Genomic DNA, 13,969 nt, shown 5'->3' on the forward strand with positions numbered 1-13,969 from the left:
CGACTTTCGCCCAACAGGCCGTGATTTCGCTTTGAAAAACCGGTTGTTGCACGGATGTTGTATGCTGCAACGCGGTATGAGATTCGGCGGGACGTCATAAAAAGCGCTAAATTCAGGCCCACTCAGGGCTTTTGCGTTCTTGACCCCGACGGGGTGGGGCGGTAGCTTGCCGCTCTAAATTTACCGACAACATCAAAGTGAGTTCGCGCAATGGCGCTCGACGGGTCGCAACGTCCCCCTTCATTCCAGGAAATCATTCTCCGCCTGCAAAGCTATTGGGCCGATCAGGGTTGTGTCATCCTGCAGCCCTATGACCTTGAAGTCGGTGCCGGTACCTTCCACACCGCAACCACGTTGCGCGCGCTGGGCCCGGAAAGCTGGAATGCGGCCTATGTGCAGCCGTCACGCCGCCCGACCGATGGTCGTTACGGCGAAAACCCGAACCGTTTGCAGCATTATTACCAGTTCCAGGTCCTGATGAAGCCATCACCGGCCAATTCGCAGGAACTTTACCTTGGCTCGCTGGCCCATCTGGGCATTGACCCGATGGCGCATGATATCCGTTTCGTCGAAGACGACTGGGAAAGCCCGACTTTGGGCGCGTGGGGCCTTGGCTGGGAAGTGTGGCTGGACGGGATGGAAGTCACCCAGTTCACCTATTTCCAGCAGGTCGGCGGTTTTGAATGCGATCCGGTCCCGGTCGAGCTGACCTATGGTCTGGAACGTCTGGCGATGTATATCCAGGGCGTCGAAAACGTTTATGACCTTGATTATAACGGCAATGGCGTCAGCTATGGCGATGTGTTCCTTCAGAATGAAAAGGAACAGTCGACCTATAACTTCGAAGTCGCCAATACCGACATGCTGTTCCAGCATTTCAAGGACGCGCAGGCCGAATGTGCAGTCAATATCGAACGCGGCCTTGCATTGCCTGCTTATGAGCAGGCGATGAAAGCCAGCCATATCTTCAACCTCCTCGATGCGCGCGGCGTGATTTCCGTCACCGAACGTGCGGCCTATATCGGCCGTGTGCGCGACATGTCGAAATCCTGCTGCGAAGCATGGCTTCGTTCGCGCGGGCATTTGAAAGAGGAGGCATAAGTCATGGCCGAGTTGCTGCTTGAACTGTTTTCGGAAGAAATTCCGGCCCGCATGCAGGCGCGTGCTTCCGAAGACCTGACCAAACTGGTCACCGATGGCCTGAAGGCCGCCGATCTTGGTTTTGATAATGTCGAGGCATTGGTTACACCGCGCCGTCTGACCCTGATCATTGACGGTTTGCCTGATAAACAGCCGGACCTGCGCGAAGAACGCCGTGGCCCGCGTGCCGATGCCCCGGAAAAGGCGATTGCCGGGTTCCTCGCCGGCAATGGTGTGACGCTGGAACAATGTGAAAAGCGCGAAACGCCCAAGGGTGTTTTCCTGTTTGCGATTGTCGAACAGAAGGGCCGCGATAGCGCGGATGTCATCAAGGACATCATCGAAGACGCCATGGCAAAACTGCCCTGGCCGAAATCGATGCGCTGGGCCGATCAGAAGGTCCGCTGGGTCCGTCAGCTTGACCGGATCCTGTGCCTGTTTGATGGCAAGGTGATCCCGGCATCGTTTGGCCCGGTAACGGCAGGCAATATCACAAGCGGCCACCGGTTCCTGGCACCGGCCACCTTTAGTGTTGCCAATGCCGCCGAATACAAGGCGAAGCTTGCCTTTGCTAAGGTGATGCTCGACCGCGAAGAACGCAAGAAAGTCATTTTGGACGGTGCGCGCAAGCTTGCGCAATCAGAAGGCTTTACGCTTCTGGAAGATAACGGACTGCTTGAGGAAGTCTGCGGTCTGGTCGAATGGCCCGTACCCGTCATGGGCAAGGTCGATGACCAGTTCATGGATATCCCGCGCGAGGTTCTGGAAACCTCGATGCGTGAACATCAGAAATATTTCGTTGTCGAAGACAGCACGGGCAAACTGGCTGCGCGCTTCATCACCATTTCAAACATGGTGACGCTGGATGCGAACGCGCAGATCATTGCCGGGAACGAGCGCGTTTTGCGCGCGCGCCTGCATGATGCGAAATTCTTCTGGGATCAGGATCGGAAAGTGACGCTTGAAGCGCGTCTGCCGAAACTTGATAACATCGTGTTCCATGCCAAGCTTGGCTCGCTGGCGGAGCGTGTTTTGCGCCTGCGCGGACTGGCACGCGAACTTTCAGCCGACATTCCGGGCTGCGATGTTAAACTTGCCGATCGGGCGGCGGAAATTGCCAAGGCCGATCTGGTGTCGAACATGGTGTTCGAATTTACCGAACTTCAGGGACTGATGGGGAAATACTACGCCGAGAATGACGGCGAAGCCCCCGAAGTCGCCAACGCCATTGCACAGCATTATGCACCGGCCGGTCCGTCGGATATGTGTCCGACCGCGCCTGTTTCGGTGGCTGTTGCCTTGGCCGAGAAGCTCGATACCCTTGCCGGGTTCTTTACCATCGATGAAAAGCCGACCGGTTCAAAAGACCCGTTCGCGCTGCGTCGTGCGGCATTGGGTGTCATCCGGCTGGTTCTGGAAAACGGTTTGCGTGTGCCGCTGCGGCGTGCATTTGCCTTTGCCGTTTCCCAATATCCGGCCTCCATTCGTCGTGACGAGGCGGTTGACGAACTTCTGGCATTCTTTGCCGACCGCCTGAAAGTCCATCTGCGTGAACAGGGCGTGCGCCATGATCTGGTGTCCGCCGTGTTTGCCCTGGATGGCGAGGACGATCTTGTCCGCCTTCTGGCCCGTGTTGATGCGCTTGCCGATTTTGTATCGGGTGAAAGCGGCGTCAACCTTATGGCCGGGTACAAGCGCGCGTCCAATATCCTGCGTATCGAAGAGAAGAAGGATGAAAAATCCTATGATGCGGATGTGTCCGCCGATCTTCTGACGCAGGACGAGGAACGCAAGCTCTATGAGGCGCTCATCAATGTCCGGCATAAGGCTTTGCCGCTTCTGCGGGCCGAGAATTATGCCGCGGCTATGGCCGAATTCGCGCATCTGCGCGGACCGGTCGATGCATTCTTCGAAGGGGTCACGGTAAATAGTGACAAGGCAGACGAACGTGCCAACCGGCTTAAACTGCTGGCGCAAATTCGCACTGCCTTGCATGACATTGCCGATTTCTCGAAGATCGAGTCATAAATAAGGTCGGGGTCGCCCGGAATTCCGGAACGCCTTGACCAGATGAGGAAAAGGCAAGATGACCAAATGGGTTTACGGCTTCGGTGGCGGTAGCGCCGAAGGACGTTCCGATATGCGCGAGCTTTTGGGCGGTAAAGGTGCCAACCTTGCCGAGATGAGCAATCTCGGCCTTCCGGTCCCGCCCGGCTTTACCATCACGACCGAAGTCTGCACGGCATTTTATGACAATGACCGTGCGTACCCGGATGGTCTTGAAGCCGAAGTCGAAAAGTCGCTTGCTGCTGTCGAAGCCCTGGTCGGGCGCAAATTTGGCGACCCCAAAGACCCGTTGCTGGTTTCGGTCCGTTCCGGCGCACGTGCTTCGATGCCCGGCATGATGGATACGGTTCTTAATCTGGGCCTGAATGACGAAACGGTTGAAGGTTTGGCGGCGGTCTCTGGTGACCGCCGTTTTGCGTATGACAGCTATCGCCGCTTCATTCAGATGTATGGCGATGTCGTTCTTGGCGTCGATCATTACCATTTCGAGGAAATCCTTGAAATCCACAAGGAAGACAAGGGCTATGTCCTTGATACCGATATGGATGCCGATGACTGGCAGGCGATTGTCCAGGGCTTCAAGAAAAAGGTCGATGCCGAACTCGGGCGTCCCTTCCCGCAGGACCCGCGCGAACAGCTTTGGGGTGCCATCGGTGCGGTTTTCGGAAGCTGGATGAATGCACGCGCCAATACATACCGTCGCCTGCATAACATCCCGGCAAGCTGGGGCACGGCGGTTAACGTTCAGGCCATGGTCTTTGGCAATATGGGCGATGATTGTGCCACCGGTGTCTGCTTCTCGCGCAATCCGTCGACCGGCGAAGACCGTTTTTACGGCGAATATCTGATCAATGCGCAGGGCGAGGACGTTGTGGCGGGCATTCGTACCCCGGCACCGCTGACCAAAATCGAACGCGAAGAGTCGGGTTCGGACCTTCTGTCGATGGAAGAAGCCATGCCCGGTGTCTTTGGCGAGCTTTGTGATATTCGTGACAGGCTTGAATCCCATTATCGCGACATGCAGGACATGGAATTCACCGTCGAGTCCGGCAAACTTTACATGCTGCAGACCCGTGCGGGCAAACGCACCGCCAAGGCCGCCCTTCGCATCGCGGTCGAAATGTGTCAGGCCAATGTGATCACGCGCGAAGATGCCCTTCGCCGTGTTGATCCCGCACAGCTTGACCAGTTACTCCACCCAACCCTTGATCCCGATGCGGAACGCAAGGTGATCGGCATGGGGCTTCCGGCATCGCCCGGTGCGGCATCCGGGCAGATTGTTTTCTCCGCCGAGGTGGCCGAGGACTGGGTGCATAACCGGGGCCGCAAGGTCATTCTGGTGCGCATAGAAACCAGCCCCGAAGATATTGCCGGCATGCACGCAGCCGAGGGTATTCTGACATCGCGCGGTGGCATGACCAGCCACGCCGCCGTGGTGGCGCGCGGCATGGGGACGCCGTGCGTGTGCGGGGCCGGTCAGATCAAGATTGACTATACCAATAAAACCATGATGTCGGGCGGCGTGACGCTCAACGAAGGCGATGTCATCACCCTTGACGGTGCGAAGGGCGAGGTGATGCTGGGCGAGGTGGCGACACTGAAACCCGACCTGTCGGGTGATTTTTCCCAATTGATGGAATGGGCGGATGGGGTGCGCCGTCTTAAGGTCCGCACCAACGCCGAAACACCTGATGATGCGGCAACCGCGCGCGGTTTCGGGGCGGAGGGGATCGGCCTTTGCCGGACCGAACACATGTTCTTTGATCCGGCACGCATCATCTCCATGCGCGAAATGATCCTGGCGGATACGGAAAAGGGCCGTCGTGCGGCACTTGATAAACTTCTGCCCTATCAACGTCAGGACTTTATTGACCTGTTCCGGATCATGAAGGGCTTGCCGGTGACGATCCGTCTGCTGGACCCGCCATTGCATGAATTCCTGCCGCATGGCGACAACGAAATTGCCGAGGTCGCCAATGCGGCGGGTGTGGCAGAGATTGTCGTGCGTCGCCGGTTGCTGGAACTGTCGGAAGCCAACCCGATGCTGGGGCATCGCGGCTGCCGTCTTGGCATCAGCTATCCCGAAATCTATGAAATGCAGGCACGTGCGATATTCGAAGCCGCGATCGAGGTTTCAAAGGATGGCGGCGATCCGGTGATACCGGAAATCATGATCCCGCTGATTGTCGGCAAGAAGGAACTTGAAATCCTCAAGGCCGTGATCATCAAGGTCGCAGGCGAAGTCGAAACCGAAAAATCGGCCAAGCTCGAATTCCTTGTCGGCACGATGATCGAATTGCCGCGGGCCGCCCTTCGGGCCGGTGAAATCGCCGAAGAGGCCGAATTCTTCAGCTTCGGAACCAACGATTTGACCCAGACGACCTTTGGCCTTTCGCGTGATGACGCATCCCGGTTCCTGGATACCTATATTTCCAAGGATATCTTTGCCGGTGATCCGTTCGTATCACTGGATCAGGAAGGGGTGGGCGAACTGGTCAGCATTGCGGCTGAACGTGGCCGTAAAACGCGTTCTGACATCAAGCTTGGCATTTGCGGCGAACATGGCGGTGATCCGGCATCCATCGCGTTTTGCGAGGCACAGGGGCTGGATTACGTCTCGTGCTCGCCCTATCGCGTGCCGATTGCGCGTTTGGCCGCCGCACAGGCCGCGCTCAAGAAATAAGGCTGCTGGCGGGCAGCATTGATAAAGCAAACGGCGGCAGAAATTCTGCCGCCGTTTGCTTTTGATGAAATTATCGGTTGGCGGATCAGGCCGCCGTTTCCGGCAACTTGACCCAGTCGGGAACCTTGACCGAAATTTTGGCATCACCCGCCATCAGCTCGGCATCATCGCCAATCCGTTCCAGCCGGATCAGGGCAAGGCCCGCATTGCCATGGATGCTGCGGATCGTACCGGCTTCCTTGTCGCCATTCATGATCAGGGTGCCGATTTCCGGAGCCGGGCCGGTGATCGTGATCGGCAGCAGGCGTTTGCGCACCAGCCCGCGATATTTGGTACGCGCGGTCAGTTCCTGCCCCATATAGCAGCCCTTTTTGAAATCAACGCCACCCAGTTCCTCGAACCCGTTTTCAAGCAGGATGGCGCGGTCGATTTCCATTTCCTCGCTGCCATTGGGTAGGCCCAGCAGCACGCGATGCTGGTGATAGGTGCTTTCATCGCTTTCGGTGGCACCGATGGCTGCCATCTGTGCCAGTTCGTTTTTGGGCAGCAACACGCGCGCACCCATCGCACTCAGGCGTGGATCAACCGCCTTGATCCCGTCGGCAAACGGTGCGGTGGCACCGGGCGTATCGGGCAGGTCAAGTGCAGCCAAGGCACCATCGCCGAAGACGGCAACGACGTCATAGCTTTCGGTGACGTCGGTCAGTTCGGCCTTCGCGCGCAATTTATACATGCGCAGTTTCTTGAACAGTTCGGCCGCACGCGCACCGTCTTCGCCGCGTTCGCATTCAATCAGAAGGCTGTCCTCGTCCTGCTGATAGACAAAAAAATCGAACAGGAACTTGCCCTGCGGCGACAAAAGCGCGCCATAGCCGGAATGATCAGCCGTGATTTTTTCGATATTGTTCGACACCAGCCCCTGAAGGAAGCTGACGCGATCAGGCCCGCTGATCCGGATAACGGCCCGGTCAGGCAGGGGGGCGTATAAAGTCTCACTCATGATTCTTATGGCTCCGGTTTATCGGAATTGTTGGCCGAAATGTGGGGCAATGGGGGGCATTTGGCAAGGGGTGGTTTGGCAAAGGCAAAAGCAACCCGCCACAAGAAAAGCCTTCATAAATTGCGCGGGAACCGATAGAACGCAATGTATGAAAATATTGATGCTTGATCGTTCCATCGGCTTTGATCCCAAGGATCGCGAAGCCCGCCCGCTGGGCGCGCGCCAACGCGGATTTATCGCGCTGGCCGAGGCCCTTGTTGCCCGTGGCCACAAGGTTGAAGCCCGCCGGAACGGTGGCATTGACCTTGATCATCATGGTGTCGCCTGGCGTCAGCTTGACAGTGCCATGCCGCCCTTTGGCGGGGATCCGGTGGATCGGGTTCTGGTGTGGCGCGATGCGGAGCTGCTGCGTCATCCCTCAATCCCCGAAGGTAGCGATTGCTGGCTTTGGTTTGATGGCATGGTATCCGATCTGAATGCGGATAAGGCGCGTCTAGCGTTGCTTGAAACCGGTGCGCAGGTGATTTTCACCCACGAGGATCAGGGCAAGGCATTTGATGGCGATATCGCCAAACGCCCCATTGTGATTGCGCCGGGGGCGTGTCCGGCCTTTGCCATGGCATCAAACATGCACTGGGCGTTCGAGAGCCGCGAAAACCTTGCCGTGACGGTTGCCAACAGCAAAACCGGCATTGCCCAGATCATTCGCATCTGGTCGGCTTATGTCGCGCCCAAACTGCCCGGTGCCATTCTGGAAATTTATGCCGCCGACCTGTTCTTGGCGATGGCGGGCGAAAATGACGATGTTTCCGGCGAACTCGTCGATATGGTGCGTGACAATATCGACAAGGGTGTGCGCGTTTGCCACCCGATGCCCGAGGCCGACATGGCCGAACGTGTCGCAACCGCGCGGGCGTTTCTGCATCACGGCAAATACGGCAATGATCAGGTCGGCCAATGGATTTACGATGCCCTGGCGGCGGCAACCCCGGTTGTGTCCTATGGCGGGATTGCCACGGCGCGGGTCGAAAATGGCAAGACCGGCTATATCGTTCCCGATGAAACGGCTTATGGCAATCTGGTGATGCAGTTGCTGGCCGACCGGCAGATTTTTGCCAGCCAGTCCGAAGCGGCGCGCAACAGCCGCCGCGAATGGCTTAACGTCGCTGGCGAGCTGGAGAAACTTTAAACCGTGCGGTTACTGTTCATCACCTCGAACCGGCTGGGCGATGCCGTTCTTTCGACATCGGTGCTGCGCCACTATGTCGAAACCTATCCCGGCATCAGGGTGACGGTTGCCTGCGGCCCGGTCGCCGCCCCGATTTTTGAAGCGGTGCCGGGGCTTGAACGCATCATCGAAATGCCAAAGCAGAAACGCGGCGGCCATTGGTGGAAGCTCTGGAAGTCGGTGGCGTTTCGCTGGTGGGACATCATCGTCGATCTGCGCGGCAGTGCGACGGCTTATGTGTTGCCGGGCTGGAAGCGGGTGGTGCTCAAAGGCAACGATGACAGTGTCCACCGGGTGGAGCAGCTTGCGCGTCTGATCGGTGTTGATCGTCCTCTATATCCCAAAATATGGCTTGATCCGATACATGTGAAACGGGCTCAGGAAATTCTTTCCTCTTTTGCCGGGCGACCGCTTCTTGTGGTTGGCCCGACGGCAAACTGGGGAGGAAAGATGTGGCCGATTGATCGTTTTCAGGACCTTGTCGGGCGGCTGACGTCTATAACGGGTTCTTTGCCGAATGCGCATGTTTTGCTTGTTGGTGCGCCTTCTGAAATCGAAAAGGCGCAGGAACTGATTTCATCCATTGCGGATGATCGCAGAACGGTTGTTTTTGGAACCGAGCATTTATTGACCGTGCAAGCCTGTCTGGAGAAGGCGGATCTTTATATCGGTAATGATTCCGGCTTGATGCATATGGCGGCGGCTTCCGGTTCTCCCACCGTGGGGCTTTTTGGTCCATCCCGACCGGAAAACTATGCGCCATATGGTAAGAAGACAGCTTATGTCTGCACGGATCGCAACTATGATCAGATTTTGGCTGACGGTGTCGACTGGAAATCTCAGAAGTCTTTGATGACGGACCTGTCTGTTGACAAAGTTTTTGAATTTTCATGTAAGTTTTTAAAATGAATTATCGGTTTGTTTAAGCGGGGAAGCATGCGGATCGCCATCGTTTCAGGTTCCGACAAAAACTATTTTCCTTTGTTGATCGAAATGGTGCATTCGGTCAGACAATTCTCTGTCGACCGAAATATCGACATCTGTGTGATGGATGCAGGTTTGGCTGAATCCCAGAGGGAACAACTGTCACCTCTGGTCAACCAACTCGTTATCCCTGACTGGCCCAATGGCATTTCGGAAGAAAAATCAAAAGGTAAGGACTACCTCAAGGCGTGTATTTGCCGCCCCTTCATCCCCGAAATATTTCCCGGATATGACGTATATCTGTGGATGGACTGCGATACCTGGGTTCAGGACTGGTCATCTGTAGAGATGTTCATTCGGTCTGCTGCGAAAGGTGATCGTCTGGCGATTACGAATGGTGCAGACCGCTCTTATCCAAAGCCGATCCGTATTTCCTGGCTTGGAAGATGGCCCCGAAAAATTGGCAGTTTCTATAACGCCAATGGCAAAAAGGCGTTTGGTTGGGCGACGGCCAAGAAAATGATTCCCCATTATGTGCTGTCTGCGGCGACATTCGCGATTGCAGCAAAGGCGCCGCACTGGAAGCGTTGGCAGGAAGTTATTGTTGAAGCTGCCATGAAGGGAAAGATGTTCCCGGCCGAGCAGCTGTCTTTGGGCAAGATCATCCACATTGAAGGCTATAAGGCCGAATACCTGCCTGCCTATGCAATGTGGCAATGCCAGCACAAGCCATTCTGGGATGCAGAGAAATCGGTTTTTGTCGAACCCAACGAACCGCATGCCACCATTGGAATAATGCACCTGTCAGGTGTCGACGATATTCGGGCAGACAGAGATGTGAAAACCGAAATTGAAACGACCGATGGCAAAACGGTATCGGTCAATTATCGCTATCCCCTGTTTGCGGCAGAGAAACTTACGATCGCCAAGCCTCAAAGAGTTTAATGGCGGGCGTTCTTAAAGCTGAAATTTTAAGGTCCGGACAATCCTGTTTGCGATCAATCGGGAACAATTCGCATGCTAATGCATTTGCTTATCATGTGAATTTTGTTTCAACTGTTCCGGACCAGAAAGATGATCCGTACCGAGCATCTGACAATGATCGTGGTGTTGCTGTTTGCCGTTTCCATGGCGTGGCTTCAGGTGGCTGTGGGGGATCAGAGAACCCAGCTCAATCTTGTGCCGGTTCCTGCCTACAAATCCGGGTTTGAAATGTATGCCATCCGGTATGGGAATGCCGATAACGCATCTTGTGGCAGTCTGTGCGGTGCATTTGATCTGGAAAAGGCCAGTTCAATAGGCGGCGCATATATGCAGGTAAGCCTTCCTCTGGATACGGCGCGTCGCTGATATCGCCAAGTCGACCTGACGCGTTGGTAATGCTGGGTTAATGTCTGGAGTATCCAATGGCCAAGCCGACTGTCTGGGCGATTATTCCCAATTTGTTGCGCAGCGTGTTTCGACCGGATGTGCCACTGCGAAGCAAGATCCTGTTGCTGGCCGGGATTATCTATCTCGTTAGCCCGATTGACCTGTTGCCCGATGTCATTGCCGGTATTGGCTGGATTGATGATCTTGTTATCGTGCCCCTGTTGGGATGGCTTTCATATAAAAGCCTGCCGCCATCCGTAAAATCGGATATGGCATCAACGGATTCCGAAGGGCCGGCAAGGTCTCGTAAATGGTTATATCTTCTGATTTTGATCGTGGTTCTGATTGGCATTGTGATGCTTACAGGACCTGATGACAGCTTCCTGAAAACTCCGTCTGCTGGTTAAGACACGACTTTTGCGCCTTTGACAGTCTTTCCCGCTCCCTTTTAAGCTTGGATGCAATTCCATCATGAAACGGGGATACGACCATGGCAGATACATTTCGTGGTTTGGTTCTTTGCCAGCAGGAAAAATCAGTTCAGGCCGATTTTCAAAATCTGACCATTGATGATCTGCCTGACGGCGATGTGCTGGTTCGGGTACGATGGTCGACCCTGAATTACAAGGACGGCATGATCCTGAACGGGCTTGGCCGTCTTGTCCGGCAATACCCGCATGTGCCCGGTGTCGATTTTGCGGGCGAAGTGATTTCATCGGATGATCCGCGTTATGCGCCCGGCGATCAGGTCATCCTGACCGGATGGCGTGTTGGCGAAGCGCATTGGGGCGGATATGCACAGTATGCCCGCGTCAAAGCCGATTGGCTGGTGCCAATGCCAGATGGACTTGATGGTGCGCACGCCATGGCCATCGGTACCGCGGGCTTTACATCCATGCTTGCCGTAATGGCCCTTGAAGAGCAGGGCGTATCACCCGATCAGGATGGCGAAGTCCTCGTTACCGGGGCGGCGGGCGGTGTTGGGTCGGTCGCGGTAGGTCTTCTTTCCAATCTTGGTTATCGTGTTGCCGCCTCGACCGGGCGTGCTGACACGCATGACTATCTTCGAAGCCTTGGTGCGCATTCAATTCTGGATCGATCAGAGTTAAGCGAGGCAAGCAAGCCCTTGCTGAGCGAGCGTTGGCTGGGGGCTGTTGACAGTGTCGGCAGCACGACATTGGCGCATGTCTTATCGGAAATGAAGTATCATGGCGTGGTTGCTGCTTGCGGGTTGGCTGGCGGGCCGGATTTACCTGCAACGGTTCTCCCGTTTTTGCTGCGCGGGGTCCGGTTGATCGGAATTGATTCCGTGATGTGCCCCTATGAAAAGCGCGTCACAGCCTGGAAACGTCTGACACAGGAATTGCCAATGGATCAACTGGATGCTGTGACAACAAAGGTTGGACTTCGTGATATCCTGCCGTGGGGTGAAAAAATCCTCAAAGGGCAGGTTCGGGGGCGTTTGCTGATTGATGTGCAGGATTGCTAGCAGAGGCAAATATATGCAGAATCAGTCTGATCCGAGCTGCCAATCCTGAAATTCTGAAATGAATGGGCCGTGCCATATGACCGAAAACCGGTTTCGCATCCTTCTGGTCGAAGATAATCCCGGCGATGCGTTTCTTGTAAAAACATTGCTGGAGGAAACCGGTGAGCAATTCGGTATCGAACATCGGTCCGATCTTGCTTCGGCCATGGCCCTGCTGAATGATCCGTCACCGGATGGACAGTTTGATGTTGTCCTGCTGGATTTGACGCTGCCCGATTCATCGGGGGTTGAGACCATCCGCCGAATTCGCGGTTGCGCGCATAGTGCACCGGTTGTTGTCCTGACCGGGCACAAGGACGAAGAACTTGCCTTTGAAGCCCTTCAGCACGGCGCAGAAGATTACCTGACCAAAGAATTCCCCGACGGCAGGACCATTCGCCGATCCATCCGTTATGCGATTGAACGGTCGCGTGCCGAGCAGGCTTTGAAGGAAAGCGAAGAACGGTATCGCAAGCTGGTGGAACTGGCACCGGAACTGATTTCGGTGCTGAGCGGTGAGGAAATTACCTATATCAACCAGCAGGGCGTTGCCATTCTGCATGGGAACGACAGTTCCGAACTGGTCGGGCGCAGCTTTATGGAAATGGTCCATCCCGACAGCCGCGAAATCATGAGCGAATATATTGCCCGTTACGCTGGCGGTTATACGGGGCGGGCGGATTTTGTCATCATCTGCCGACGGGGCGACGGCGAGAATGTCGAGCTTGAAGTATCCGCCATCGCCTTCACCCACGAAGGGGCACCAGCCATGCTGATGCTGGCCGAGGATGTGACGGAAAAGCGCAAAATCGAACGGCAACTGGTTCAGACCTCGAAGCTTGCGACACTTGGCGAGATGGCCGCATCTGTCGCCCATGAAATGAACCAGCCGCTTAATGTCATTCGGATGGCGGCTGATACCTGCGCGCTTCAATATGAACTTGAAAAGGTTCAACCCTCGTTTCAGAGAGAGCGACTGTCCCTGATCAGCGGGCAAACCCAGCGCATGGCCGAAATTATTCGACATTTGCAGATATACAGTCGGCCGGACGAGGATGATTTCGAGCTTTTCGATCCGATGCGCGCGGTCACCCGTGCGGTGGACATGATCGAGCATGATTGCCGTTTGGCGGGGATCGTCGTCGATGTCGTTCCATCCGCACAAAGTTGCCAGGTGCTTGGGCGACAGGTCCAGCTTGAACAGGTTCTGGTCAATATGTTGACCAATGCGCGTGATGCAATCACGGAAAACGGCGATGATACCGGCGGGATTGGCGGGCTCATTCGATTAACAGCCATGCTTGATCCCGATCAGGAAGTGCTTCGAATTGCGATTAATGACAATGGCGGCGGCATCCCCGAGGACGCCATTGGCCTTATTTTCCATCCGTTCTTTACGACCAAGGATGTCGGAAAGGGAACGGGGCTTGGCCTTTCGGTAAGCTATGGCATCGTCGAGGGAATGGGCGGGCATATTGATGTTCGCAATGAAGGAGACGGTGCCTGTTTCGAGATTGTTCTGCCTGCGACGCATATCGGCGAAACGCAGGGGGATGAAAATGACCCGTCTGATGATGCCCCTTTATTGCCTCAGCAGGAAAAAGTTCCGGAGGCAAGGTCGCGCGATTTGCGGATCATGGTTGTCGATGATGAAATTGATGCGATGGAGATCATCGCAGCCTATCTCGAAGCGCAGGGATTCTCGGTTTCGGCGGCAAGCGACGGCGAAGATGCGCTTGCACTGGCCGGTGTTGTGCAGCCCGATATCCTGATTACCGATATCCGGATGCCGCAGATGGATGGCAATAGTCTGGTTCGGGAACTGCGTTCACGCAATCCCGCCTTGCCGGTGATCGTTATGACCGGTCATCCGGGGGATGCCGACAGACCGACAGAGGATGGGGATGATGCGCCGGTCATGGTGATGGCAAAGCCGCTTGATTTAAAAGAGCTTCTGGCCACGCTTGATGAAATTTCCGAAGTCGTTGCCGGCTGAAATACAAAAAAACCCGGCCAAGGGGCCGGGTT

At 55.6% G+C, this 13,969-nt stretch carries 11 protein-coding genes; 10 read left to right on the forward strand and 1 reads right to left on the reverse strand.

Annotation, left to right across the window (positions count from 1 at the left end; genetic code table 11):
* Positions 1–210 precede the first annotated feature (210 nt).
* Genes SMB34_RS18440 through ppdK form a run of 3 tightly spaced genes read left to right on the forward strand, consistent with a single transcriptional unit; the run spans position 211 to position 5,890 of the window.
* Positions 211–1,101, forward strand: a complete 891-nt coding sequence (locus tag SMB34_RS18440; RefSeq protein ID WP_007092414.1) for a glycine--tRNA ligase subunit alpha — start codon at positions 211–213, stop codon at positions 1,099–1,101.
* 3 nt (positions 1,102–1,104) lie between these two features.
* A complete protein-coding gene (gene glyS, locus SMB34_RS18445; RefSeq protein ID WP_037992247.1) occupies positions 1,105–3,168 on the forward strand; it encodes a glycine--tRNA ligase subunit beta in 2,064 nt (687 codons plus the stop codon).
* A gap of 58 nt (positions 3,169–3,226) precedes the next feature.
* Positions 3,227–5,890, forward strand: coding sequence for a pyruvate, phosphate dikinase (gene ppdK, locus SMB34_RS18450; RefSeq protein ID WP_037992248.1), 2,664 nt, complete (start codon positions 3,227–3,229; stop codon positions 5,888–5,890).
* An 85-nt stretch (positions 5,891–5,975) separates the two neighbouring features.
* Here ppdK and ygfZ read toward each other — a convergent pair whose 3' ends face one another.
* Positions 5,976–6,890, reverse strand: coding sequence for a CAF17-like 4Fe-4S cluster assembly/insertion protein YgfZ (ygfZ, locus tag SMB34_RS18455; RefSeq protein ID WP_037992250.1), 915 nt, complete (start codon positions 6,888–6,890; stop codon positions 5,976–5,978).
* 148 nt (positions 6,891–7,038) lie between these two features.
* Between ygfZ and SMB34_RS18460 the strand changes: the two genes are divergently transcribed.
* From SMB34_RS18460 to SMB34_RS18490, 7 genes are all read left to right on the forward strand, one after another.
* On the forward strand, positions 7,039–8,079 hold the full coding sequence (locus tag SMB34_RS18460; protein WP_037992251.1) for a glycosyltransferase: 1,041 nt from the start codon (positions 7,039–7,041) through the stop codon (positions 8,077–8,079).
* Positions 8,080–8,082: 3 nt separating this feature from the next.
* Positions 8,083–9,027 carry a glycosyltransferase family 9 protein gene (locus SMB34_RS18465; protein WP_037992252.1) on the forward strand — a complete coding sequence of 315 codons (945 nt, stop codon included), beginning with the start codon at positions 8,083–8,085 and terminating at the stop codon, positions 9,025–9,027.
* Between the two features lie 27 nt (positions 9,028–9,054).
* Positions 9,055–9,987 carry a glycosyltransferase gene (locus SMB34_RS18470; RefSeq protein ID WP_051682413.1) on the forward strand — a complete coding sequence of 311 codons (933 nt, stop codon included), beginning with the start codon at positions 9,055–9,057 and terminating at the stop codon, positions 9,985–9,987.
* A 129-nt stretch (positions 9,988–10,116) separates the two neighbouring features.
* Complete coding sequence (locus tag SMB34_RS18475; RefSeq protein WP_007092421.1) at positions 10,117–10,392, forward strand: hypothetical protein; 276 nt, start codon at positions 10,117–10,119, stop codon at positions 10,390–10,392.
* 56 nt (positions 10,393–10,448) lie between these two features.
* A complete protein-coding gene (locus SMB34_RS18480; RefSeq protein ID WP_037992254.1) occupies positions 10,449–10,820 on the forward strand; it encodes a YkvA family protein in 372 nt (123 codons plus the stop codon).
* Positions 10,821–10,903: 83 nt separating this feature from the next.
* A complete protein-coding gene (gene acuI, locus SMB34_RS18485; RefSeq protein WP_037992255.1) occupies positions 10,904–11,902 on the forward strand; it encodes an acrylyl-CoA reductase (NADPH) in 999 nt (332 codons plus the stop codon).
* A gap of 76 nt (positions 11,903–11,978) precedes the next feature.
* Positions 11,979–13,937, forward strand: a complete 1,959-nt coding sequence (locus SMB34_RS18490; protein ID WP_139328265.1) for a response regulator — start codon at positions 11,979–11,981, stop codon at positions 13,935–13,937.
* Positions 13,938–13,969: the final 32 nt, after the last annotated feature.

It is taken from the genome of Thalassospira permensis NBRC 106175, assembly GCF_000714555.1.
GTDB lineage: Bacteria > Pseudomonadota > Alphaproteobacteria > Rhodospirillales > Thalassospiraceae > Thalassospira > Thalassospira xiamenensis.

Excerpts from the sequence above, each read along its gene's own strand:
- SMB34_RS18475 (WP_007092421.1), top strand. The coding sequence starts at position 10,117 with ATGATCCGTACCGAGCATCTGACAATGATCGTGGTGTTGCTGTTTGCC.
- SMB34_RS18490 (WP_139328265.1), top strand. The coding sequence starts at position 11,979 with ATGACCGAAAACCGGTTTCGCATCCTTCTGGTCGAAGATAATCCCGGC.
- acuI (WP_037992255.1), top strand. The coding sequence starts at position 10,904 with ATGGCAGATACATTTCGTGGTTTGGTTCTTTGCCAGCAGGAAAAATCA.
- SMB34_RS18460 (WP_037992251.1), top strand. The coding sequence starts at position 7,039 with ATGAAAATATTGATGCTTGATCGTTCCATCGGCTTTGATCCCAAGGAT.
- SMB34_RS18480 (WP_037992254.1), top strand. The coding sequence starts at position 10,449 with ATGGCCAAGCCGACTGTCTGGGCGATTATTCCCAATTTGTTGCGCAGC.
- ygfZ (WP_037992250.1), bottom strand. The coding sequence starts at position 6,890 with ATGAGTGAGACTTTATACGCCCCCCTGCCTGACCGGGCCGTTATCCGG.
- SMB34_RS18440 (WP_007092414.1), top strand. The coding sequence starts at position 211 with ATGGCGCTCGACGGGTCGCAACGTCCCCCTTCATTCCAGGAAATCATT.
- glyS (WP_037992247.1), top strand. The coding sequence starts at position 1,105 with ATGGCCGAGTTGCTGCTTGAACTGTTTTCGGAAGAAATTCCGGCCCGC.
- ppdK (WP_037992248.1), top strand. The coding sequence starts at position 3,227 with ATGACCAAATGGGTTTACGGCTTCGGTGGCGGTAGCGCCGAAGGACGT.
- SMB34_RS18470 (WP_051682413.1), top strand. The coding sequence starts at position 9,055 with ATGCGGATCGCCATCGTTTCAGGTTCCGACAAAAACTATTTTCCTTTG.